The following is a 21,877-nucleotide window of genomic DNA, read 5'->3' as shown; positions in this document are numbered from 1 at the left end:
AAGATGAAATGAACTTGAACCCCTGCTTATTCTTTTTTTAAAAGAAGATGAGAATCGGATGAGAAAAGGGAGAATCTCAAGGATAAAGCCGATTCAAGAGACGGGGGAACGGGATGGTCTCCCGCACATGCTCGACGCCGGCGATCCAGGCGACCGTCCGCTCCAGACCTAATCCGAAACCGGAGTGAGGAACGCTTCCGTAACGGCGAAGATCGAGGTACCACTTGTAGCTTTCTGGAGAGAGGTGATGTTCCCTAAAGCGCTCCTCCAAAAGGGCAGGGTCATCGATCCTCTGGCTTCCTCCGATGATCTCCCCGTAGCCCTCCGGTGCGATCAGATCGGCGCAGAGGACCACCTCCGGCCGCGTCGGGTCCGGTTTCATGTAGAACGCCTTCGTCTCGACCGGCCAGTGGGTGATGAAGATGGGCCGATCATGATCCTCCGCCAAGGCCACCTCATGGGGTGCGCCGAAATCTTCCCCCCAGGTGATCTCGAATCCCTTCTCTTTCAGTCGCTTCATCGCCTCGTCATAGGTAACCCTCGGAAACGGAGGCTTAATCGCTTCCAACTTCTTCACATCCCGCTCCAACGTTTTAAGCTCCAAGGAACAGCGGGCGAGGACTCGCTCCACCAGATAGGAAACGTATTCCTCCTGTATTTTCATACTCTCTTCATGCTCCACAAAGGCCATCTCCGGCTCAATCATCCAAAATTCAATCAGATGCTTTCTCGTCTTCGATTTTTCCGCCCGGAAGGTGGGGCCGAAGGAATAGACTCGTCCCAGCGCCATCGCGGCCGCTTCCATATAAAGTTGACCGCTTTGGGAAAGGTAAGCCACTTCATCAAAATACTGGGTTTGGAAAAGGTTGGTTGTCCCTTCGGCGGTGGTGGGGGTGAGGATGGGCGGATCTACCTTGACGAACCCCCGTTCATGGAAGAAATCATAGGTGGCACGGATCACCTCATCGCGAATCCTTAAGATTGCCCGCTGCCGCGGGGTACGGATCCAAAGATGGCGGTGATCCATGAGGAATTCGGTCCCGTGTTCCTTGAGGGCGATGGGATATTCTTCCGCGATCTGAATCACTTCCAGATCGCGCACCGAAAGTTCATATCCGCTCGGAGCCCTCTCCTCTTTCCGTACGGTTCCGGTTATGTATAGCGAACTTTCTTGCGTTAATGTCTGGGCGGCCTCCCATACCTCCGGCGAAACCTCGTTTTTCACCAAGACGCCTTGGATAAAGCCTGTGCCGTCCCTTAGTTGTAAAAATTGGATCTTACCGCTCGATCGTTTGTTATATAACCAGGCGCCCAAACGGACCTCTTGACCCTCATAATGGGAAATGGTTCCTATGGTTGCGTTCACAGTTCGCCCCTCCAATACTAGATGTCCCATTCATTATACCCCAGCAAAAAAAAGAACGTCAATCAGACGTTCCCTATGTGACGAGCGAGGGGATCTCTCCTTTCTTTACCTGTCCATGAAACCTTCGTCCGTCGGAGATCTATTCAGAATTCCGTCTTCATCCCCAAGCGCATTTCCTTCAGGAGGCGGCTTAACCTCCGGTAACAAAGCGGTACATCCTGCGGGCCGCTTCTTCCAGGTCAGCCATCGAAGTGGCATAAGAGATGCGGATATGGTTCTTCGTTCCGAAGCCGGTCCCCGAGACCACAGCCACCTTCTCCTTCTCCAGAAGTGCCTCCGACCAGGCATCTGCATCCGTAAAGCCGGCCTTCTTCATCGCTTCGGCCACATTCAGATAGATGTAAAAAGCTCCGTGAGGTACATCACAGCGAAAGCCTGGAATCTGGCGTAAGAGGGGAATCAGCCGGTCCCGCCGCTCCTTAAATGCGGCCTTCATTTCAAGAAGCGGCGTTTGGTCTCCTTCCAGGGCGGCGATGGAGGCATACTGGCTAATGCTGGTCGGGTTGGAGACGCTCTGGCTGGAGAGGTCGGTCATGGCCTTCAGCACCTCTTTATTCCCGGCCGCATACCCGATCCGCCAACCCGTCATAGAATAGGGTTTGGAGACCCCGTTAAACAGAATGGTATGTTCTTTAAACTCCGGACCCAACGAGGCGATGCTTACATGTTCCCCTTCATAAATCAGCTTCTCATAAATTTCATCGGATACGATCCAGAGGTGATGTTCGATGGCCACTCGTCCGATCCCTTCCAACTCCTCCCTCGTATAGACGGCGCCCGTGGGATTGGAAGGCGAATTGATGATGATCGCCTTGGTCCGCTCGGTAATGGCCTCCTTTACCTGGTCCGCAGTCACTTTAAACCCATTCTCTTCCTTTCCTTCAATATAGACGGGAACACCCCCTGCCAGCTTCACCTGTTCCGGATAGCTAACCCAGTAAGGAACGGGAATGAGAACTTCATCGCCGGGATTTACCACGACCTGAAAAAAATTGTAAAGCGCATGTTTCGCCCCTGCGGCTACATGAATTTCATTTAGTCCATACTCCAACCCTTGATCCTTTGCCAATTTTTTTTGAATCGCCTTTTTTAACTCCGGAATGCCTCCGGAGGGGGTATACTTTGTTTTGCCCTCCTTCATCGCCTCATAAGCCGCCTCGATAATATGGGCAGGGGTGTTAAAATCAGGTTCCCCGGCTCCCAGGCTGATGACATCATGCCCTTCTGCTTTCAGCTGCTTTGCTTTGGCAGTAATCGCTAAAGTGGGAGAGGGAGAAAGGGTTAAGACCCTATCGGCTAACTTGACTTGCATGTTCGTCACTCTTTCTTTCTCCTTTCCTTCGTTCCGTCACTACGCGGAGGGTTTCCCGGGCGATCATCAATTCCTCATTGGTGGGAATAACATAAGCCGCCACCTTGGACCGCTCGGTGGTAATCCGCCGCTCTTTCGGACTGGACGCTTCGTTTAAGGCATCATCTAATTCTACCCCTAAAAAGGTTAAACCGTCCAGCACTCTTTTCCTTACCAGTTCCGAATTTTCTCCCACGCCACCTGTAAATATGATGGCATCGATGCCGTTCATCTCGGCGGCATAGGCCCCGATATATTTTTTAATCCGTTGAATATATAGATTAAAAGCAAGGGTAGCTCCTGGATGCCCTTCAAACATGGCGGCGGTAATCTCCCGCATATCGGAGCTTAAACCGGAGATTCCTAATAGACCGCTATGTTTGTTCAACATGGAGTTTACCTCACCGATGGTTAAATCTTCTTTGGCCATAACGAAGGGAACCACCGCCGGGTCGATATCTCCGCTTCGAGTTCCCATCACCAATCCCTCCAAGGGAGTCATCCCCATGCTGGTATCATAGGATTTGCCATCCTTGATAGCGGTTATGCTGGCGCCATTTCCAATATGGCAGGAGACCACTTTCTTTCCCTCGAGGGACTCGCCTAGGATCTCGGAAAGACGCTGGCTTACAAATTTATGGGAGGTTCCATGAAACCCGTACCTTCGAATCTTATGCCGCTTATAAAGAACCATCGGTAAAGCATACATGAAGCTTTCTTCCGGCATCGTCTGATGGAAAGCGGTATCAAATACAGCAACCATTGGAAAATCCCCGCCCAGCAACTCACGAAACGCATAGATTCCCTTTAGGTGGGCCGGATTATGGAGGGGAGCCAATTCGATGTTTTTTTCGATGATGCGGATCACTTCAGGATCAAGATAAGCGGCGTCGGAGAACGCTTCACCCCCATGTACTACCCGGTGTCCAACCGCGGAGATTTCCTCCACATTGCTGATCACGCCCACCTTCTCGTCGGTAAGGTATGCCAGCACTTTCCGGATCGCCTCTTTATGTTCCAAGATCTGGCCTACCTTCGTCACCTTTTCCCCGAAATATGGCTGATGGGAGAAAATAGCCGTCTCCATGCCTATCCGTTCCACCAAGCCTTTTGCCAGAACCATTTCCTTCTCCATGTCAAAAAGCTGATACTTTAACGAAGAGCTGCCGGAATTGATGACCAACACTTTCATCCTCATCATCCTTCCTCAAGGGGTTTCGAGATCCGTTCTCCGGTTTCGGTATAACGGAAGAAGCCTTCTCCCGTTTTAACGCCCAACTGACCGGCTCGAACCAACTTTCTCAGAAGCGGCGATGGACGGAATTTGGGATCGCCAAACTCCCGAAAGAGCCGTTCCATGGCGGCGAGAACCGAATCTAGCCCAAAACGGTCTGCCATCTCCAAAGGACCCCTGGAGAAGTCATAGCCAATTTTCATCGCCACGTCAATCTCTTCTGCACTGGCGACTCCCTCCATCAGGGTATTGACGGCTTCATTGATCAAGGTAAGGATGAGGCGGGTGGTCACATACCCTGGGGATTCATACACCTGAATTCCCACTTTTTGAATGCGATCCACAAACTCTTTGGCTCTCGCCACGGTCTCATCGGAGGTCCGAAGTCCCCGGATGATCTCCACCAGGTTAATCTTCGCCACTGGATGTAGAAAGTGAAGGCCGATGATCCGTTCCGGCCGTAAAGTGCCCGCAGCAAGTTCGGTCAGGCTTAGGGTAGAAGTGTTACTGGCGAGGATAACCTCCGGTCCACAGAGAAGATCCAACTTCTTAAAGATCTCCTTCTTTAGTTCCAAATCCTCATCCACCGACTCGATGACCATATCGACCTCAGCCAAAAGACTAAGATCCAAGGTGGTATGGATGTGGGCTAGAATCATCTTCTTCTCCGCTTCCGTAATCGCCCACTTTTCTAATTTTTTCTCTTGGGATTTTTCAATCCACTGCATCGCCCGATTGATTGCTTTCGTGGTCTTATCGATCAAAATCACATCAAATTCATGTTCGGCAAGCGTCTCTGCAATCCCGCTCCCCATGGTTCCTGCTCCGACCACTCCTACTTTTTGAATAACCAAGGGTATCCCCCCTTTTCTCTCTCACGTTTCAATTCCAATCCTTTTTATCATACTACAAAAGATCAATTTCGTCTGCACCTTTTTACTCTACCGGATTAAGGAGCTAAAGCGATGGACCGAAGGAAGGTACCCTCTCTAAAGCGAAAATATACATATAAATACTTTCCTTCCTTGGTTTGATAAAGTGCCTCCCATAAATAGATGCCGTTTTCTAAGCCGGGAACAATATGGATCTTTCTGCTTTCGGGATATCGTTCCTTTATCCACTGATCGATCTTATCCCGGGAGAAGCTCTTCTCCAGCCAGTCATAATGAAGCATCTTCCCTTTCTCGTCCATAAATACGACCATCTCTTTTCCTCCCCGGTCGATCCCATAGAGAAGGACGAGGGGCTCCGTCCCATAATAATGATCCGTTCCTGTGATCTTTACCAGGGGGGAGGCGGCTAGCCCTGCCTGAAGGAGGGATTCGGGAACGGTTTCCCCGGTGTAGACCACCGATTGGATCCATTGTGTTACGGTGAACAAGAGGAGAAGAAGTAGGAGAAACCCGACCATTCCAATCCATATTCGCAAGACTTTCACTCCTTTCCCATGGGTATCACTGTTACTCATAGGGCAACCCACAGCGGAAATAATAACGGTACTCCCACAAAAGAGGAGGTGCGGGGATCTGAAACCGAAACAAGTGAGGTCTCCTCTCGCCAGCCCCCATGATCACAACTACGAGGATAAGCTGCAACAGTTTCTGCACAATCGGCATCCCGACTGGGTGATGCTCTCTTCCCCCTATCGGCCTGTGGAGCCTCCCCTCTCCTTACAAGAGGTTCATCTCAGCCATTGGTTTCACCAAGAACGAATTTAACCCCTTTAAATCTCCGGCCTACAACCTCTAAACTTGCTCACCCTGCCGTGATCCGGCAGGCATTTTACATAGCCAGGAGCTTGTCAAACGCTCTTTCCGCCTCATAAAGGATTCTCTCCTCATCCATGGTCAGGATCTCACGGTTCCACATGAGCCAACGCCCATTCACCATCATGTGGAGTACATCTCCTCCTCTTGCCGCGTAGACCAGATGGGATAAGAAATGGCGGCTCGGGGTAAAATGGGACTGGTTGATGTTTACAACGATAAGATCCGCCTTTTTCCCCGGGGCCAAACTGCCGATCTCCTCCTCCCAAAAGAGGGCTTTCGCCCCTTCCATCGTGGCCATTCCGAAAGCCTCCTCCGCAGTGACCAGCGTGGGATCCTCTTCCACCCCCTTGTGCAGGAGGGCAACACCCCTCATCTCCTCAAAAAGGTCTAAGCTATTGTTGCTGGCGGCACTGTCCGTTCCTAGAGATATGGTGAGCCGGTGATTTTTCATTTTTTTCAGAGGCATAATGCCGCTTCCCAATTTTAAATTACTGATTAGATTATGGGATATTTTTACATTTTTTTCTGCAAGGAGGGAAATTTCTCCATCCTCCAAATGGACCGCGTGGGCAACCAGTGATGGACCGTCAAAGAGTCCCAGTTCGTCTAAATAATAAACCGTCCCCTTACCGGTCTGTTTTTTAAGATCTTCCACCTCTTTTTTTGTTTCCGAAAGATGAGTATGAATGGGCAGGTTCATCTCTCTTGCCTTCTCGACGATTTCCCTTAAAAATCCTTCCGGACAGGTATAGGCCGAATGGGGGGAGATCATGGTACGAATCCGGCCATTTGCCGTTTGGTTCCACTCATCGGCAAAGCGAACCCCTTCAGCCAATTTTCTTTTTTGTTCTTCCCGGGAGCATAAACCGATGATCCCACGACTTAAAACCGCCCGTAATCCGCTTTCCACCACTCCTTCCGCCACTCGATCCATGTTGTCGTACATATCGGCGAAGGTGGTGGTTCCTGATTTGATCATTTCCACTTGGGCGAGGAGCGAACCCCAATAGGCGATCTCCGAGGTGTATTTCGCTTCCAGCGGCCACATCTTCTTCTCCAGCCATTCCTGAAGCGGGAGATCATCTCCTATCCCTCGCAATAAAATCATCGGAGTATGATTATGGGTATTGATGAAACCCGGAAGAACGATCCTCCCCCGCAAATTGATTCTTGTCTCCTCCGATTCCCCATCCGGATCCCCCTCCCCGATCCGGACGATGTTCTCCCCCTCCACGATCACATAGCCATGTTGAATCGCCCCATCGAAACCTGGACCGGGGATGATTCGGGCATTATATAAAACGGTACGCATATCTTGCTTCACATTCCTTTCCCGCAAGCTTTTCCTCCATTAAAACAAATCTTTAGGGGACGGTCAACCTGGGCTTTTTTTTGACCCGGGCGATCTCCTTCAGAAAGGGGGCGAGATCACTTCCCCTCCCCTGGAGTAAAGGAGAAAAGAGATCCCCCACCTTCTGCACCCTTTCAAGAACTTGGAAAAGGGTGAAATCTTCGGGTTGAACACGGGGTACCTCTTCCCAGCGAAGGGGAGTGGACACATATGGAAGGCTCCTGGCCCGGGTACTGTAGGGGGCGATGAGACTTTTTCCTCGCCAATGCTGAAGATAATCGAAATAGATCTTTCCCTCGCGGAGGTCCACCTTTCGCTCAATCGTAAAGAGGGAGGGGTTTTTCTCCGTCATATAGCGGGCGAAGAAGGAGGAAAACCGCCGCGTCTCAGGGAAGGTATGCCCTTTTTTTAAGGGAATGTAGATCTGTAATCCTGTCGCCCCGGATGTCTTCACAAGAGAGGGAAGGCGGAGGAGATCTAATTCTTCTTTAATAAGCAAGGCGGCTTCCCTCACCATCTCAAATCCCTCTACGCTGGGATCCAAGTCGAAAACCAAAGACGTGGGTTCTTCCCCCGGCACCTTGTGAAAAGAGACATGGATCTCCAAGGCTCCTTGGTTTGCCAAATAGATGAGGGTTGCCCTCTCCTGTACCAGCATATAATCCGTTCCCTGAAAGGAAAAGGTGGGAATCCACTCGGGGGCATACCGGGGCTTATTCTTCTGATAGAAGAATTTCCCTTCCACCCCGTCGGGAAAGCGGATGACGGTAATGAGTCGGTCTTTAAGATGGGGGAGGAGGAAAGGGGAGATCTCCAGGTAATAGTGCATCAAATCCTTCTTTGTCACTCCCATCCTTGGCCAAAACGGCTTATCCAGGTGACTTAATGAAAGAATTCTTCCGTCGATGAGGAATTTTTCGTTCATCCTTCCCCCTCCCCTAAGATCTCTTCGAGAACAGGTTGGCGCAACGTTCCTTTTTCCGTCCATTCCAAAAAACGAACCTTCACGTTGATGATGGGTATAAGCCAACTATAAGACTTGGGCACCTCTCCCCTCTTTCCAAAGGGATTTTCATCGGTTAAAAGGGGGCGGAGAAGTTCCAACATCTTTCTCCTCTCCTTTTCGTTCAACGAACCGGTTCCCACATGGCCGATGTAAGAAAGCCCTCCTTCCTCGGGCAAGCCAAGGAGAAGAGAACGAAGCTCCCCCCCTTTTTCAACCATCCCCCCAATGATTGCGGTAATAAATTGTATTTTCTTCCATTTTTGCCAACGTCGATCTTTTCCTCCGGGAAGATAGAGGCTTCTCTTTTCCTTTACTACAATCCCTTCCAAGCCTTGTTCTTCCACCACTTGTTTCAATCGGGCAGGGGAGGGAAACGATTCCACCAGATGAACCGTTCTGTTCCCTCGGATCGTCCGATGAAGAAGCTCCTCCCTTCGGAAAAAAGGGGTGCTAAAAAGCCATTTTCCGTTGAGATAGAGGAGATCAAAGACCATATAGAAGATGGGGATCTCGTTTTTTCTTCTCTCGATCTTAACGGGAGATCTTAATCCATCCCGCTTCATCACCTGATGGAAAGAAGGCTTCCCTTCCTTGGACAAGGCGATCACTTCTCCATCCAGAACAAAGGAATCGGCCTCAGAATACGCATCTACCGCGGTAAGCTCCGGATAATGGGCCGTTCGCTCGTTTTTCTTCCGGTTAAAGAGTCGGACCCCTTTCCCGTCAAAATAGGTAAGGATCCGAACCCCATCCCATTTGATTTGAGCGATATACTCCCTCCCCACCGGAATCTCCTTTACAAGCACCGGTTCGAAAGGAACGATGGGCTCTAGTCTCATGTTTCGCCTCCGCTTACCTTTTTTCTTCTTCCCTTGCTTTTTCCCCTTCCCTTCGAAGGGGAGGTAACCTCCAGGCTTTTTTTGAGCGCCTCCATTAGATCAATGATGTTGGCTGTCTGATCCGGCCTCTCCGGCCCCTCTACCGGCACTTTCTCTTTTATATGTTCCTCCAGGGCCTGCCGGAAAGGGTCTTTATATTTTTCCGGCTCAAATGGAGCGGTTAATTGATCAATCAACTGGGTGGCCATGGAGATCTCCCGTTCCTCCACCTTCACCGCCTCCGTCTCCACCGGAACCTGATTTACATCCCGAATCTCATCGGGAAAAAAGAGGGTTTCCAAAACGAGAACCTTTCCGTAGGCGCGCAGCGCGGCCAAATTCTCCTTCGAGCGAAGGCTCACTTTCGCCACAGCGATCCTTCCACTTACCTCCATCGCCTGATGCAGAAGCTTATACGCTTTACCACCCCCCTCTTGCGGGGACAGGTAATAAGAGTGATGAAAGTAAATCGGATCGATCTCCTTTAGATCCACAAAATCGGTAATTTCGATGGTACGGGAACGTTCTCCCTTTAATTCCTCCAACTCCTCTTCATCCAAAATCATAAATCTTCCCTCTTCATATTCATACCCCCGGATAATCTCCTCCCATTCTACATCGACCCCACAGAAAGGACAGCGCTTCACATATTGGATCGGGGTATTACAGAGCTTATGGAGATAACGAAACTTGGGCGACTTATCCTCGGTAGCCGCATGCATCTTTACAGGTATATGGACCAATCCGAAACTGATGGCACCTTTCCACATCGTATGCATGTGAAAACCTCCTCACTCTTACCTTCCGACAAAAAAGGCATTTCCATACCTGGAAATGCCTCTCCTTAAAGGAAATATTAACTTCGCAATGTATCCGATCTTTCGGAATGCCGTATCTTATGACCGAAGGTTAGGACTTTCCCACCAACTCATCTTGGCGAAGATAAAAAGCAAGGCTATGCAGTTCCGTGGTGAGATCCGTATGATGAACCCGGACATAACTGGGCGTATGGATGATTACAGGAGCGAAATTGAGAATCGCCTCGATGCCCGCCTCCACCATTTTATCGGCCACCTCTTGGGCCGCATAATCAGGCACCGTAATGATGCCTACTTTAATGTCCAGCTCCTCTACAACCTTCGGCAGCTCCGAAATATCTCGGACACAGATATCATTAATCTTCTTCCCCACCTTATCCGGGGAATGGTCAAAAATGGCAATAATCTTCATATTGTCTTGTTTAAAGGCATTATAATTGCTCAGCGCATGCCCCAAATTTCCTGCTCCGACCAACGCCACGTGGATAATCTGATCCAAATGGAGGATTTGACGGATTTTCTTGATGAGATAAGAAATATCATACCCAATCCCTTTGCGGCCAAACTCTCCAAAATAGGCCAGGTCCTTTCGGATTTGAGCTGGATTTAAACCCAACTCCTTCGCCAATTGGTGAGAGGAGACCGTTTTAATCCCCATTTTTTGCAAATAGGTGAGGTAACGCAGATATAGGGGTAAGCGTTTAACCACCGCATCGGAGATCTTTTGGTCCACGATTTTACTCATTCTCCTCTCTCCCTTCTCATTTCATGAATACGTTCTTTCAACGTCCTCCCTTGAAAGGATTTTCCCCCATTGTAACCGCATTCTTTCCTCGAGAGATTCCCCACCGATGATAAAAGGGTTTATCTTCATCGGAAAATGTGGGTTCTATAGGGGGTACAGTATCTTCGCCATTTTACACTACTTTTATTCTATCCTTTAGAAGGGAGTTGGTAAAGGGGTGTGGATTTTGCATTGTTTTTCAGAATTCTCCGCCAAACCTCTTCTGCTTTGTCAAACTGCCCGTTTAAGTAGAAGCTTAACCCCTGAAGAACGAAGCTTTCTCTCAAATAAGGATTTTTTCGAATCGAACGTTGGAAAGCGGCAATCGCCTCTTCGAGATGATGCTGGGATAATAAAATCCGGCCATAAACGAATTCACCCAAAGCCCGGTTTCGGTCTCCCGCCGTTTGCCGGAGGCGATTGGCATAGGCTTCCGCCTCCTGCCAGCTTCCCTTCAGGGAGGAGAGCAAAGTGGATAAGGCAAGGGGTAGTGCGGCATCCGGATCACGACGCAGGAGCGTTTCCACCACCTTTTCCGCCTCCTCCCACTCCCCATGATGGAGATAGATCCAGGCCAGGGAAAAACCGATGTTTAAATGATCTCCGGTAAGCGATAAAGCCTTCTTCAAGATTGGAACCGCCTCATTTACCTCCCCGGTAGAAAGCCATAAGGTCCATCCTAGACCGTGCAAGGCCTCGACCTCTTCCGGGTTTGTTTTTAAAATCTCCCGGTAACAAGCCGCCGACTCGGTGAAATGCTCAAGGCGTTCAAAGAACTGCCCCAAGAGAAGAAGCAAGCCTTTTTTATCCTGAAAACCTCCCACCTCCCAGACCTGCAAGGCCTTTCTGAACCGGCCCAAGCGGAGAAAGGCGCTGGTTAAATGGATGGCAAGTTCCATATCTAACGTGCCTCGCCGAGAGATATAATCTTCCCATTGGGAAATCGCTTCGACATATCTTTCCTGGGAAAAGAAAGTGACCCCCAGATTATACCTAGCTGCCTGAAAATCTTCTTGGAGGGATAACGCCTGCGTAAAGCGCTTTTCCGCCCCTTGGAAATCCCCTTCATTATATGCGAGAATACCCAATGCATTAAAGCAAAGCACACGAATCTTCTCATCCGTTGCCGTTTGCTCTAAGAGTGAGAATTGGCGCTTTGCCTCTCCTTTCTCTCCCGAGTATAAGGCGGAATAAGCGAAATAAAGCCTGAGGAGAGGATGATTCGGTTCTTCCTTTACGAGGGATTCAAGGATTCGGTAGCTTTCCGGGTACATTCCCAATTCGAAGTAACCCCGGGCCCGTTTAAAATCTTCTTTATGGTCTGAAGATAGCTTCTCACTTTCTAACTTCTTTCCCAGGATGGATGCTTCCCCATCATGTTCCATGGTCTCTCCCTTCTTCTGAGAGTTCTCCATCCCCTCAAAGGGAGAAGGGCCCAACCATTCCATGAAAAAAGGACGGATCTTCTCATCAAAATGTTCTTCAAATTGGATCCATCCTTCCAAAATCTCATCGCTCATCTTTCGTAACGCCTTCACTTTTTCCGCCCATTCCTTCTCCTCCTGCGGAGATGGGGGAAGGTGGACTGCGATATCGTCCACCGCTTCGTTTAAGACTTGGAAAAGGTTCTTTACCAGCATCTAAATCCTCCCCTTTTTCTCGTTTACATTTTTTCTCATCTTCGAGGAGGCTATGCATGGATTAACGTTCCGTCATTTCCAATTCTGCAGAATAAAGGGTATGGAGCCTGCCACCTTCATCTTCCACCAAAAGGGCTCCTTCATTCGTTAAGCCAATCATCTTTCCTTGAAACGATTCCTTTAGGGTTGAAACCTTCATCCATCCCATCGGAATGGCATATTGGAGCCACTTTTCCTTCACAGAAGAAAACCCTTCCTTTAGATATTGCTCGTAGAGAAGTTCATAACGCTGAAGGAGGAGAAGCAAAAGATGGGAGCGTACAGGCGGTCGTGCAGGGTCATCCAGATAGAGGGAGGTCGCCTTTTGCCGAATCTCTTCCGGAAAGTCTTCCTCCCTATGGTGAACGTTAATCCCGATTCCTACCACCGCGTAACCAATTTGGTCCATATCGGCGTTTAATTCCGTTAAGATGCCGCAAACCTTTCTCCCATGCAGGTAAATGTCGTTGGGCCATTTAATCATGGCCGCATATCCTAACGTTTGCAAGGTTTCTGCCACCGCAACGGCAGAAAGGAGGGTAAGATGGGGTGCATGTTCCACGGGAATAGGAGGGCGGAGGACGAGACTCATCCACAAACCTACGCCGGGAAGGGAGGTCCATGCTCTCCCCAATCTTCCCCTCCCTTTTCGTTGATGTTCCGTTAAGACCAGAGTTCCATGCGGGGCACCTTCCCTCGCTTTCTCATGGGCGATGGATTGGGTCGTATCGACCTCAAAATAATAGTAGACCGTTCTTCCCAATCCATGGGTGGTTAATTTCTCTTGCCAAGTTTCCGGAAGGAGGGAATCCGGTTCTTGAAGGAGTCGATATCCTTTTCGATGGACAGCCTCAATCCGATAGCCTTCCCGCTTTAGCTCTTCAATATGTTTCCATATGGCCATTCGTGAACAGCCCAAAGACTTTGCCAACGATTCCCCGGATTGGAACGCACCACTCCGCAGACTCTCCAGAATTTTTTCCCTCATCTACCGCCCTCCTTCTTCGATACCCATTCTAAATCATCCCCTTGGGTTAAGCACGCCATACATACTGTGCCTTTATCTTAAGGAAAGCCTGTCCAACTTCTCCTCACCTCACCGGTTTCCTCCATTCATTGAGGGGTAGCGTCCACATGTTCCTTAACCTTCTCTAAGAGAAATTCCCGGTCCAAAGGGAAGTCGTGGAAATTGATCCCCTCCCAAAGCCAGGCCAATGCTTCCCCCACCCAGGTTCCAGGAGGCCGGCCTAAGGTGGTGATTAAATCAACCCCCTTTATGGGAAGATCACGACGGTCAGGCAGGGGAAGGCGGGAAAATGCCCTTTCGAAGAGCTTCTCATGGGGAACCTCGCCATTCTTTACGCATTGGAAAAGATATAGGCGGCGAAGGCGGGAAAACGGCTCCCGGAATCCCATATGCAAGATCTCTTCAATGCTCCGCCTTTTCTTCTCCTGGTATTTTTCCAATAGGAAGTGAACCTCATCCCGGATCTCCCTCCGCAAAGGGAGAGAGGTGTAGTGAAAGGGAATCTCATTGGCCGGTTTAACGGCTGAAAAAAGGATGGCCCAACGCAACAGTTCATCCTCTATCCCCCCAAAGAAAGAAAGGATTTTCCTCTCCGTTACGGTGAAGAGAAGTTCTGCTTCAGAGATGAGCTCCACTCCCACCTCCGGATGGGAGGAACGGAGCATTTTCCCCATCTCCTGGACGATCCGCTCCAAGGAGACTTCCCGCATTCGGGCTCTCTCGAGTCTCAGCGCTTCCCAGGTCTCAGGATCGATGTGGAAAGAGAGGTTCGCAGCGAAGCGAATCGCCCTCAGGAGGCGAAGGCCATCCTCCTTAAAACGGAGAGAAGGATCTCCCACTGCCCGGATCTTCCGGTCTTCCAGATCTTTCCTACCTCCCCACGGATCAATTACCCTGCCCCTTTGATCCATAGCCATGGCATTGATGGTAAAGTCTCTCCTCTCCAGGTCTTCTTCCAGGCGGTCGGCGAAGATGACGGAAATGGGGTTTCTTCCCCGGACACCATAAATTTCCTTCCGGAATGTGGTGACCTCAAAGGGGTATCCCTCCCACATCACCGTTACCGTCCCAAACGAAAGGCCGCTGGGATAAACTTTGGGGAAATGATTCAGGCTTACCTGAGGCAAAGCGTTGGTAGCAATATCGATTTCCTCCACAGGGAGGTGGAGAAGGTGGTTCCTTACCGCTCCCCCCACGAAATAGGCCTCATACCCCATCTGCAAATATTCCCCGAGGAGGGATCTCCCGGCTGCCCAGATCTTCTCCATTTGATCCCTTACACCCCCTCCTCTTTCGGAAATCGGTCCCTGCTCTTCCCGCCTTTATACACCATCATAAGAGATTTCGGTAAACCTCTTCGTACTGCGTTACAATTTCCCCGGCGGTAAAGTTCTCCTTCACCCGGGCGATTCCTCGCTCTGAAAACTCTCTCCATAAGGAGGGATTTTTAAGAAGGGTTACTACATATTCCGACATCTTCTCCACATCTCCGACAGGGGCAAGAAATCCTGTCTGCCCGTGAAGAACCACCTCCGGGATCCCTCCCGCCAAACTTCCTACAACCGGTACACCGCAAGCCATCGCCTCAAGGGCGACCAGTCCAAAACTCTCCTTTTTGGAAGGGAGGAGAAGAATGTCGGCGAGGGTGACCAACTCCGCCACATCTTCCCGATTTCCCAGGTAATAAATCTCCCCTTCGATTCCGTATTCCCTGGCCAGGCGGCGTACATGGGGCATCTCCGGCCCCTCACCGATGAGAACCAATTTGGCAGGGATCTCTTGGCGAACTCTGTGAAAGATATGGACCACATCCTCCACCCTTTTTACCGCCCTGAAATTGGACATATGTAATAGGATCTTCTCTCCTTCCGGAGCCAGTTCGTTCTTAAAGGTGGAAACATCGAGGGGATGAAAAATCTCCGTATCCACAAAATTATAGATCCGTTTAATCTCCCTCGTGATCCCGAGAAGCTCCCTCGTCTCCCGGATGAGAGCGTCGGAAACGGCCGTTACCGCGTCGCTCTCGTTGATAGCAAATCGGATCAGGTTGGCGAGATTCTCATCATAGCCGAGAACCGTTATATCGGTTCCGTGGAGGGTGGTCACCACCTTCACCTTTCCTCCCACCATCTGTTTGGCCAAATAAGCGGAGGCGGCATGAGGGATGGCATAATGAACATGGAGAATCTCCAATCCCTCCCGTTCCACTACCTGGGCCATCTTGCTCGCCAATTGCAGTTCATAGGGGGGATATTGAAAGACGGAATAGTTATTGACCTGCACTTCATGATAGGAAAAACGACGAAAATACTTCCCCAGGCGAAAGGGGATGCCATGGCTGATAAAATGAACTTGATGGCCGCGCTCCGCCAGTTTTATCCCCAATTCCGTGGCGACAACTCCTGATCCGCCCACGGAAGGGTAACACGAGATGCCGATTTTCATGATTTCTCCCCTTCTGTACAAAGAACTCGACGATACCGTTTCGACTTTCTATCTCTTTCATCAACTAGAGTCTGGGAGGCTTTTTCCTCGTAATCTCCCGCCAATCCATCTCTCCCTGAGCCATAGCGCGTAGAACCACTTCAGCCGTTCCGATGTTGGTGGCCAAGGGAATCCCATACACGTCACAAAGGCGCATCAAAGCTGCGATATCGGGCTCGTGGGGCTGGGCGGTGAGGGGGTCCCGAAGGAAGATGACAAGATCCATCTCGTTGGTGGCCACCATCGCCCCGATCTGTTGATCCCCTCCGTAAGGTCCTGACATAAAGCGGTGAACGGACAGTTTCGTATTCTCCATGATCCGTTTTCCCGTCGTACCGGTGGCATAGAGGCGATGATCTTTTAATATCGGCTCATAGGCAATGCAGAACTGCACCATCTCTTCTTTTTTCTTATCATGGGCAATGAGGGCAATATTCAAGGGTGTTCTCCTTCCTTCCCGTCTCATTTATACATTAAGCTTACATTTGCCGTCTTAATCCAGAAGTCGGTCTAGCCCATAAACAAGTTCCTCTAACTGAATTACCTTCTTCACCGCGATCTTCACTCCCTCCATGAAAGAGGTACGGGAAAGGGAATCATGCCGGATCGTGAGGATCTCCCCCTCTTTGCCGAAAATTACTTCCTGATGGGCAACATAACCGGGAAGGCGGATGCTGTGGATGCGGAAGCCATCGATATACCCCCCCCTTGCTCCTTGTAACCTCTCCTCCTCCTGTGGGTTCCCTTGTTTCCGCTCCTCCCTCACCTCCTGAATCATTTCAGCCGTCTTTAAAGCGGTCCCTGAGGGGGCATCCAGTTTCTGGTCATGATGAAACTCCAAGATCTCCACATTGGGCATATATTTGGCAGCCATTTGGGCAAAGCGCATCATAAGGACGGCGCCCAGGGCAAAGTTAGGGGCGATCACCGCACCCACTTTCCCCTCGCCGGCCAAACGGGCAAGTGTATTGATCTCATCCGGTTTAAGCCCGGTTGTACCCACCACCGGTCTTACCCCCATCTCCAATGCCGCCCTGGCGTTCTCGAAAACGGAAGAAGGGGTTGTGAAATCGATCAGCACATCCGGCCTTTTCTCAATAAGGGCATCGACCACACCGGTATAGACGGGGGCCTCTCCCCCCTCCTTCCCTTTTGGATCAATCAAAGCCACCAAGCGGAAAGACGGCTCTTCCTTCACCATCCGTACCACTTCTTGTCCCATGCGGCCAAATGCTCCTGCAACAGCGATGGTTATCTCATTCATTTTTCGACGCCCCTTTCTTCGTCTCTTTCATTCGTTTGAGATTCTTTTCGTGTCCATCGATGAGCATCCCGGGTTTCATACTTTTTCATCACCATATCGAAAGCCTCGTCCAAAGAAATTTGGAGAGAATTGGCGAAACTAATCAGGACGAAGAAGAGGTCCCCCAATTCTTCCATCATGTTGCTCTCCGCCTCACTCGCTTTCTTTGGCTTCTCCCCATACCGGTGATTTACCTCCCGGGCCAGCTCCCCCACTTCTTCGGCGATCCGGGCGATCATGGCAAGGGGAGAGAAATACCCCTCCTTAAATTGGGATATGTATCGATCTACCCGGTTCTGCGCTTCTGCCAACGTCAACGACTCTTTCATGGCCGACTTCCTTTCCCTTCCGCCTTATGATCAATTTCTACATCTACGCAACGGTTCACCTTTCATGTTAACCAAAAGAGAGGAATTTGACAAACGAAAAAACGGCCCCTTCTGGTATAATGAAGATGCCATCCCCTTTAAGACATTGGAGGTCCTGCCGTGAAAATAAAACGATTTCATGTCGAATTACGATTTCAAAACCTGCTCTTCATGACCATCGGTGCAGCCATTTTTTCCTTCGGAATCAATTACTTTAATATCGCCAACGGTTTAGCGGAAGGAGGATTTACCGGTATTGCCCTCCTTTTCTATGCCCTTTTCCACTTCCCTCCCGGATGGTTTACCTTCCTCTCCAATATACCTCTTTTCATCATTGGCTGGAGATATTTAGGGCACCTCTCCATGATGTATACCATCTACTCCACAACAGCGGTCTCTTTTTTCCTGGAGTTATTCAAGCGATTCCAAGAGCCAACGAGCGACCTCTTCCTGGCCTCCCTTTACGCCGGCGTCTTCGCCGGAGTAGGATTGGGGATCATCTTTCGTTATGGGGGGACGACGGGAGGGGTAGATATCATCGCACGCCTCGTTCATAAATTCCGGGGAATCAGCATGGGAAGAACCATGTTTCTCTTCGATGCAATGGTCATCGGCCTTTCCCTCCTTACCTATCTGGACCGGGAAAGGGCCATGTATACTTTGGTCGCCGTCTACATCGCTTCCCGAGTGATTGATTTCGTCCAGGAAGGATTTTACGCCGCGAAAGAAGCCATCATCATCTCCGAAAAGGCGAAGGAGATCTCAGCGACGATCATCAAAGAATTGGAAAGGGGTGTAACCCTTCTCGAGGGAAAAGGAGGGTATACGGGAACCGATCGGGAAGTCCTCCTCTGTGTGGTGGGCCGAAACGAACTGATCCGTTTAAAAACCCTAATTCATCAAATCGATCCCCACGCCTTCGTCGTGGTAAGCGACGCCTACGATGTCCTCGGGGAAGGCTTTACCCTAGATGCCAATAAGAACCCCCTTCAGGAACATTTCCATCCTTAACCTTCATCCGTAAGGCGATATAGAAGAGAATGATGAGGAGAAAGAGGTAGAGGGTGAGGAGAAGGTCTTTCGTATTCCTCACTTCCCTCGTCTGTGCCTCCTCGCTCGCCCCGGCAAGCAAACGAAGGAACTCCCCTCTTCTCTCTTCGTTCGGAAGTGAGAAATAGCGGTCAAAGCGGGCGATCGTCGCAGGGCTTAGAACGGCGCGCATGGCCGGCCGGATCAAGGCATATTCCTTTAAAGAAACCCCCTTTTTTTCCTCCCAACTTTTTATAACCTCCAGCCAAAGGGGCTGGTATGGGTGAGCGACCGCATCCATCAAGTAATAAAGGATCAGCGACTCTTCCGCAAAACGATCCGTCCCCATCTGGTTTAACCAAACCTTTCTTTCTACCGATTCGAGCAGGATGGTCAAATCCTGGGGGATCCAGCCGTTCGGATAAAGATAGGAGGGATAAGAAAGAAAACGTTGACGCATGGCCGAGAGGGTTTCCGCCAAAGGAGCTCGTTCCCCTTTCTTTGCGTGAAGGATAAATTGGTCAGCCAACCGGGAAATATCCATCCGTTCCGTGCTCTCCTTCATCCCCTCTCCCCAGATGATGAGGAGGAAAAAGAGAGAGAGAATGGAGATGATCAATATGAAAGTTCGCACCATAAACCCTCCCCTGTGATCCACTCTATCTCTATGCGGAGGAGGACAAGGGTATGTATCAGCGTGAAAATTTTCGTTGACGCCGAACCAAGAAAGCGGCGACCGCAATGGAAAAGAGGCTTAAAGAAAAGGTAAACCATCCCAGCTCCACATGATGCACTTCCAACTCCATGGTCACCCATGGGTGCATCTCCTGGGTGTAATCGACCCAATCGTTAAGAAGCGTCCATAGAGAGACGACGGCCAGATGAACCCACTTGATCCGGTAGAAAGAATAATAGAGGATCGCTTCCAACGCCATCCCGGAATGGGAGATGATCAGCATATATTGTTCCGGAATGAGCGGACTTCCCAACGCTCCTCCCCAGAGAATGGCCACCACCGCCCAGATCCCATATTTGATCTGGGTGATCAGCGCGAAAGCGGCGATAAAACTGCTCTTTTTTCCCATTAGGAGAAGTAAAAGGAAGATCGTAAAAAAGAGGCTGGCTGTCGGGCTGTCGGGAACGAAAGGAAGAAACGGTGGTGGAGTGGCGGCCAATTGATATCTGTACCAATAATACCCGTATAACGTACCGAAAAAATTAATCCAAAAAAGGGATTGCAAAACCCATCGTTGCCCGAGAAATTGATGAATGAATTTCTCCATTATTTCCATTCTCCTTTTTCTTGAAGAAAGTTTCAGACTTCCCGTTCATTATAATCGATTTTCCCCATCGGGAAAATCTCATTTCCATCTCGTTTTTACTAAAAAAACCGGCATTCCTGCCGGTTTTTCCGCCTTTCCGCGATCTTTATGCTCTGATCTCCCTTATTTCTATGTTATTTATGCTCCAAAATCCATTTCGCCAAAGCCAAACGATCCTCTTCAGGGCCTGTAAACATCCCGGGAGGCATGTTGCCCTTTCCGTTCGCCGCGATGTTCGCAATCTCCTCAGGGGTTAAGGTAAGCCCCGTCAGCTTCGGTGCGCCAACCGCCGGATTACCGGCCAAATCCGCTCCGTGGCAACTGGCGCAGGATTGGGCGAATTGAGCCGCAGGATCAAAGGAAGGAGTCGTAGGATTCTCCCCCCCTGCCTGATCCTTTGGTGCAGGAGCAGGCCGTGGAATGAAAAAAATCAACAGAAGAAAGAGAAGAAGCCCTCCCACCATTAACAGATAAAACGGTCTTCTAGTCATTGCCGACGATTCACACCCTTTATCACGAATTTCTCATCACTTATGTTCCAAAATCCATTTCGCCAAAGCCAAACGATCTTCTTCGGGGCCTGTAAACATCCCGGGAGGCATATTGCCCTTTCCGTTCGCCGCGATGTTCGCAATCTCCTCAGGGGTTAAGGTAAGCCCCGTCAACTTCGGCGCACCGATGGAGGGATTCCCTGCAAGATCGGCTCCGTGGCAACTGGCGCAGGATTGGGCGAATTGAGCCGCCGGGTCAAACTTCGCCTTTTCTGTGGTTCCGCCTGTTGCTCCTTGACCACCCTGCTGCGATGTTTGAGCTTGGGTATTTAATCCTGAAGCTTTCACCTGCTCCTCATGCTGCACCACGGCCTGATAGGTTAAGAAAACCATGCCCGCCACCACAAAGAGCATCAGGAAGGTAGGGATGGGCCGCTTCCACGGACGGCGCTCCGGTTTCCGATCCAACCAGGGGACGAGGAGAAAAAGAAGCCCTGCCAAGCCGGGAATGACCACCGTGCCTACAATCTCAAGATTCCCAGGAAAGTACTTGAGCAGCTGGTAGAGAAAGAGAAAATACCAATCGGGTAAAGGGACATAAGTTCCATCATTAGGGTTGGCAGGTGACGGCTCCAACGGGGCGGGGTGGGAAACCACCAGCACCATGAAGGCGATCAATACCACTACCGCAGCCATCCATTCTTTTAACAGAAAGTTCGGGAAGAAAGGCTCCGTCTTGCCCGGGTACTCCGAATACGGACGGGGACGGTTTGCTTTTTTCTCCGCAATAATGCGAGAATCGCCTACATATTGGTGTTCATTTTTCTTTGCATCATGTGCCATACCATTTCCACCTCATTATATCTTCCTTTAAAATAGGGTTTATAGTGGACCGGAAATTCCCTGTTTGCGAATGATGATAAAGTGGACGGCGAGAAGGGCGAGCAAAAGGCCGGGCAGGAAAAAGACGTGGATGGCAAAGAAGCGGGTGAGCGTCTCCGCCCCAACGATCTCTCCTCCTGTCAGAAAACTCTTGATAAATCCCCCGATCAGCGGGACGTTTGCGGCGATTTCCACCCCTACCTTGGTGGCAAAATAGGCCTTATTATCCCAGGGGAGCAGATAGCCCGTAAATCCCAATCCGATCATGACGCCGAAGATGAGAACCCCTACCACCCAGTTCATTTCCCGGGGTTTCTTGTACGCACCGGTGAAGAAGACGCGGAGCGTATGTAAAAAGAGCATGACGATGACCACCGAAGCTCCCCAGTGGTGCATCCCCCGGACGATGTAGCCGAAGGCTACTTCATTCTGCAAATAGGCGACGCTGCGGTAGGCATTTACAATATCGGGTGCGTAATACATGGATAAAAACATGCCGGAGAGGATCTGAATCACTACAATAAAAAAGGTAAGCCCCCCGAAACAGTATACAAAGGCAGAAAAGTGGTGGGCCGGATTCACATGCTCAGGAACCTCATGATCGGCCACGTCCCTCCACAAGGGAGTGAGATCAAGGCGTTCGTCGATCCAGTCATAAACTTTCCGTATCATGGA

Annotated in this window: 24 protein-coding genes; 2 read left to right on the top strand and 22 right to left on the bottom strand. The window is 50.2% G+C overall.

Features of this window, described 5'->3' with window-relative positions:
• Positions 1 to 76: 76 nt before the first annotated feature.
• The 5 genes from asnS to THEAE_RS0105090 form a co-directional block, all read right to left on the bottom strand.
• Entirely contained in the window at positions 77 to 1,396 is a 1,320-nt protein-coding gene (gene asnS, locus THEAE_RS0105110; RefSeq protein WP_052329758.1) for an asparagine--tRNA ligase, read from the bottom strand.
• A gap of 160 nt (positions 1,397 to 1,556) precedes the next feature.
• A complete protein-coding gene (locus tag THEAE_RS0105105; protein WP_039944802.1) occupies positions 1,557 to 2,738 on the bottom strand; it encodes a pyridoxal phosphate-dependent aminotransferase in 1,182 nt (393 codons plus the stop codon).
• Positions 2,716 to 3,969, bottom strand: a complete 1,254-nt coding sequence (locus THEAE_RS19995; protein WP_052330199.1) for an acetate/propionate family kinase — start codon at positions 3,967 to 3,969, stop codon at positions 2,716 to 2,718. The genes THEAE_RS0105105 and THEAE_RS19995 overlap by 23 nt, the downstream gene beginning before the upstream one ends.
• A 5-nt stretch (positions 3,970 to 3,974) precedes the next feature.
• Positions 3,975 to 4,865, bottom strand: a complete 891-nt coding sequence (locus THEAE_RS0105095; RefSeq protein WP_028986730.1) for a 3-hydroxyacyl-CoA dehydrogenase family protein — start codon at positions 4,863 to 4,865, stop codon at positions 3,975 to 3,977.
• Between the two features lie 95 nt (positions 4,866 to 4,960).
• Positions 4,961 to 5,440 carry a hypothetical protein gene (locus THEAE_RS0105090; protein WP_028986729.1) on the bottom strand — a complete coding sequence of 160 codons (480 nt, stop codon included), beginning with the start codon at positions 5,438 to 5,440 and terminating at the stop codon, positions 4,961 to 4,963.
• Between the two features lie 112 nt (positions 5,441 to 5,552).
• Between THEAE_RS0105090 and THEAE_RS22860 the strand changes: the two genes are divergently transcribed.
• Positions 5,553 to 5,729 carry a hypothetical protein gene (locus tag THEAE_RS22860; RefSeq protein WP_156920546.1) on the top strand — a complete coding sequence of 59 codons (177 nt, stop codon included), beginning with the start codon at positions 5,553 to 5,555 and terminating at the stop codon, positions 5,727 to 5,729.
• A 64-nt stretch (positions 5,730 to 5,793) separates the two neighbouring features.
• Here the strand turns inward: THEAE_RS22860 and THEAE_RS0105080 are convergent, their stop codons facing one another.
• The 12 genes from THEAE_RS0105080 to THEAE_RS19985 form a co-directional block, all read right to left on the bottom strand.
• Complete coding sequence (locus THEAE_RS0105080) at positions 5,794 to 7,092, bottom strand: amidohydrolase (RefSeq protein WP_052330196.1); 1,299 nt, start codon at positions 7,090 to 7,092, stop codon at positions 5,794 to 5,796.
• Between the two features lie 52 nt (positions 7,093 to 7,144).
• Positions 7,145 to 8,056: a non-homologous end-joining DNA ligase gene (gene ligD, locus THEAE_RS0105075; RefSeq protein WP_028986727.1), complete on the bottom strand. Its 912-nt coding sequence runs from the start codon at positions 8,054 to 8,056 to the stop codon at positions 7,145 to 7,147.
• Positions 8,053 to 8,976, bottom strand: a complete 924-nt coding sequence (locus THEAE_RS0105070; protein ID WP_028986726.1) for an ATP-dependent DNA ligase — start codon at positions 8,974 to 8,976, stop codon at positions 8,053 to 8,055. The genes ligD and THEAE_RS0105070 overlap by 4 nt, the downstream gene beginning before the upstream one ends.
• Positions 8,973 to 9,794, bottom strand: coding sequence for a non-homologous end joining protein Ku (gene ku / locus THEAE_RS0105065; protein ID WP_028986725.1), 822 nt, complete (start codon positions 9,792 to 9,794; stop codon positions 8,973 to 8,975). Before ku ends, THEAE_RS0105070 begins: the two co-directional genes overlap by 4 nt.
• 130 nt (positions 9,795 to 9,924) lie before the next feature.
• On the bottom strand, positions 9,925 to 10,578 hold the full coding sequence (locus THEAE_RS0105060) for a redox-sensing transcriptional repressor Rex (RefSeq protein WP_028986724.1): 654 nt from the start codon (positions 10,576 to 10,578) through the stop codon (positions 9,925 to 9,927).
• Between the two features lie 188 nt (positions 10,579 to 10,766).
• On the bottom strand, positions 10,767 to 12,257 hold the full coding sequence (locus tag THEAE_RS0105055; protein ID WP_028986723.1) for a tetratricopeptide repeat protein: 1,491 nt from the start codon (positions 12,255 to 12,257) through the stop codon (positions 10,767 to 10,769).
• A gap of 61 nt (positions 12,258 to 12,318) precedes the next feature.
• Positions 12,319 to 13,284: a biotin--[acetyl-CoA-carboxylase] ligase gene (locus tag THEAE_RS0105050; RefSeq protein ID WP_028986722.1), complete on the bottom strand. Its 966-nt coding sequence runs from the start codon at positions 13,282 to 13,284 to the stop codon at positions 12,319 to 12,321.
• 125 nt (positions 13,285 to 13,409) lie between these two features.
• Positions 13,410 to 14,591 (bottom strand): tRNA nucleotidyltransferase/poly(A) polymerase-related protein, encoded by a 1,182-nt coding sequence (locus tag THEAE_RS21895; protein ID WP_052329757.1) that lies wholly within the window; start codon positions 14,589 to 14,591, stop codon positions 13,410 to 13,412.
• 64 nt (positions 14,592 to 14,655) lie between these two features.
• Positions 14,656 to 15,768 (bottom strand): N-acetyl-alpha-D-glucosaminyl L-malate synthase BshA, encoded by a 1,113-nt coding sequence (gene bshA, locus THEAE_RS0105040; protein WP_028986721.1) that lies wholly within the window; start codon positions 15,766 to 15,768, stop codon positions 14,656 to 14,658.
• A 64-nt stretch (positions 15,769 to 15,832) separates the two neighbouring features.
• A complete protein-coding gene (locus THEAE_RS0105035) occupies positions 15,833 to 16,246 on the bottom strand; it encodes a methylglyoxal synthase (RefSeq protein ID WP_005583329.1) in 414 nt (137 codons plus the stop codon).
• Between the two features lie 54 nt (positions 16,247 to 16,300).
• The gene (dapB, locus tag THEAE_RS0105030) at positions 16,301 to 17,071 is read right to left on the bottom strand and encodes a 4-hydroxy-tetrahydrodipicolinate reductase (protein WP_028986720.1); all 771 of its coding nucleotides are present in this window, start codon (positions 17,069 to 17,071) and stop codon (positions 16,301 to 16,303) included.
• Complete coding sequence (locus tag THEAE_RS19985; protein WP_039944278.1) at positions 17,068 to 17,439, bottom strand: nucleotide pyrophosphohydrolase; 372 nt, start codon at positions 17,437 to 17,439, stop codon at positions 17,068 to 17,070. The genes dapB and THEAE_RS19985 overlap by 4 nt, the downstream gene beginning before the upstream one ends.
• Before the next feature lie 210 nt (positions 17,440 to 17,649).
• Here THEAE_RS19985 and THEAE_RS0105015 point away from each other — a divergent pair, with 210 nt between their 5' ends.
• A complete protein-coding gene (locus tag THEAE_RS0105015) occupies positions 17,650 to 18,489 on the top strand; it encodes a YitT family protein (protein ID WP_051431009.1) in 840 nt (279 codons plus the stop codon).
• On the opposite strand, the gene THEAE_RS0105010 is transcribed toward THEAE_RS0105015, so the two are convergent.
• From THEAE_RS0105010 to qcrB, 5 genes are all read right to left on the bottom strand, one after another.
• Entirely contained in the window at positions 18,440 to 19,141 is a 702-nt protein-coding gene (locus tag THEAE_RS0105010) for a hypothetical protein (protein ID WP_156920545.1), read from the bottom strand. The genes THEAE_RS0105015 and THEAE_RS0105010 overlap by 50 nt on opposite strands.
• 58 nt (positions 19,142 to 19,199) lie before the next feature.
• Positions 19,200 to 19,790 carry a DUF1405 domain-containing protein gene (locus tag THEAE_RS0105005; protein ID WP_028986717.1) on the bottom strand — a complete coding sequence of 197 codons (591 nt, stop codon included), beginning with the start codon at positions 19,788 to 19,790 and terminating at the stop codon, positions 19,200 to 19,202.
• 173 nt (positions 19,791 to 19,963) lie between these two features.
• Positions 19,964 to 20,320, bottom strand: a complete 357-nt coding sequence (locus THEAE_RS19980; protein WP_051430854.1) for a c-type cytochrome — start codon at positions 20,318 to 20,320, stop codon at positions 19,964 to 19,966.
• 36 nt (positions 20,321 to 20,356) lie between these two features.
• Complete coding sequence (locus THEAE_RS0104995; RefSeq protein WP_005583334.1) at positions 20,357 to 21,163, bottom strand: menaquinol-cytochrome c reductase cytochrome b/c subunit; 807 nt, start codon at positions 21,161 to 21,163, stop codon at positions 20,357 to 20,359.
• A 39-nt stretch (positions 21,164 to 21,202) separates the two neighbouring features.
• Complete coding sequence (gene qcrB, locus THEAE_RS0104990; protein ID WP_005583335.1) at positions 21,203 to 21,874, bottom strand: menaquinol-cytochrome c reductase cytochrome b subunit; 672 nt, start codon at positions 21,872 to 21,874, stop codon at positions 21,203 to 21,205.
• Positions 21,875 to 21,877 lie beyond the last annotated feature (3 nt).

Origin of the sequence: Thermicanus aegyptius DSM 12793, from assembly GCF_000510645.1 — a bacterium.
GTDB lineage: Bacteria > Bacillota > Bacilli > Thermicanales > Thermicanaceae > Thermicanus > Thermicanus aegyptius.
Note: the sequence above shows the minus strand (reverse complement) of the source record. Positions and strands in the feature narration are given on the sequence as shown.

Excerpts from the sequence above, each read along its gene's own strand:
- asnS (WP_052329758.1), bottom strand. The coding sequence starts at position 1,396 with ATGGGACATCTAGTATTGGAGGGGCGAACTGTGAACGCAACCATAGGA.
- THEAE_RS0105105 (WP_039944802.1), bottom strand. The coding sequence starts at position 2,738 with ATGCAAGTCAAGTTAGCCGATAGGGTCTTAACCCTTTCTCCCTCTCCC.
- THEAE_RS19995 (WP_052330199.1), bottom strand. The coding sequence starts at position 3,969 with ATGAAAGTGTTGGTCATCAATTCCGGCAGCTCTTCGTTAAAGTATCAG.
- THEAE_RS0105080 (WP_052330196.1), bottom strand. The coding sequence starts at position 7,092 with ATGCGTACCGTTTTATATAATGCCCGAATCATCCCCGGTCCAGGTTTC.
- ligD (WP_028986727.1), bottom strand. The coding sequence starts at position 8,056 with ATGAACGAAAAATTCCTCATCGACGGAAGAATTCTTTCATTAAGTCAC.
- THEAE_RS0105070 (WP_028986726.1), bottom strand. The coding sequence starts at position 8,976 with ATGAGACTAGAGCCCATCGTTCCTTTCGAACCGGTGCTTGTAAAGGAG.
- ku (WP_028986725.1), bottom strand. The coding sequence starts at position 9,794 with ATGCATACGATGTGGAAAGGTGCCATCAGTTTCGGATTGGTCCATATA.
- THEAE_RS0105060 (WP_028986724.1), bottom strand. The coding sequence starts at position 10,578 with ATGAGTAAAATCGTGGACCAAAAGATCTCCGATGCGGTGGTTAAACGC.
- THEAE_RS0105055 (WP_028986723.1), bottom strand. The coding sequence starts at position 12,257 with ATGCTGGTAAAGAACCTTTTCCAAGTCTTAAACGAAGCGGTGGACGAT.
- THEAE_RS0105050 (WP_028986722.1), bottom strand. The coding sequence starts at position 13,284 with ATGAGGGAAAAAATTCTGGAGAGTCTGCGGAGTGGTGCGTTCCAATCC.
- THEAE_RS21895 (WP_052329757.1), bottom strand. The coding sequence starts at position 14,591 with ATGGAGAAGATCTGGGCAGCCGGGAGATCCCTCCTCGGGGAATATTTG.
- bshA (WP_028986721.1), bottom strand. The coding sequence starts at position 15,768 with ATGAAAATCGGCATCTCGTGTTACCCTTCCGTGGGCGGATCAGGAGTT.
- dapB (WP_028986720.1), bottom strand. The coding sequence starts at position 17,071 with ATGAATGAGATAACCATCGCTGTTGCAGGAGCATTTGGCCGCATGGGA.
- THEAE_RS19985 (WP_039944278.1), bottom strand. The coding sequence starts at position 17,439 with ATGAAAGAGTCGTTGACGTTGGCAGAAGCGCAGAACCGGGTAGATCGA.
- THEAE_RS0105015 (WP_051431009.1), top strand. The coding sequence starts at position 17,650 with ATGACCATCGGTGCAGCCATTTTTTCCTTCGGAATCAATTACTTTAAT.
- THEAE_RS0105005 (WP_028986717.1), bottom strand. The coding sequence starts at position 19,790 with ATGGAGAAATTCATTCATCAATTTCTCGGGCAACGATGGGTTTTGCAA.
- THEAE_RS19980 (WP_051430854.1), bottom strand. The coding sequence starts at position 20,320 with ATGACTAGAAGACCGTTTTATCTGTTAATGGTGGGAGGGCTTCTTCTC.
- THEAE_RS0104995 (WP_005583334.1), bottom strand. The coding sequence starts at position 21,163 with ATGGCACATGATGCAAAGAAAAATGAACACCAATATGTAGGCGATTCT.
- qcrB (WP_005583335.1), bottom strand. The coding sequence starts at position 21,874 with ATGATACGGAAAGTTTATGACTGGATCGACGAACGCCTTGATCTCACT.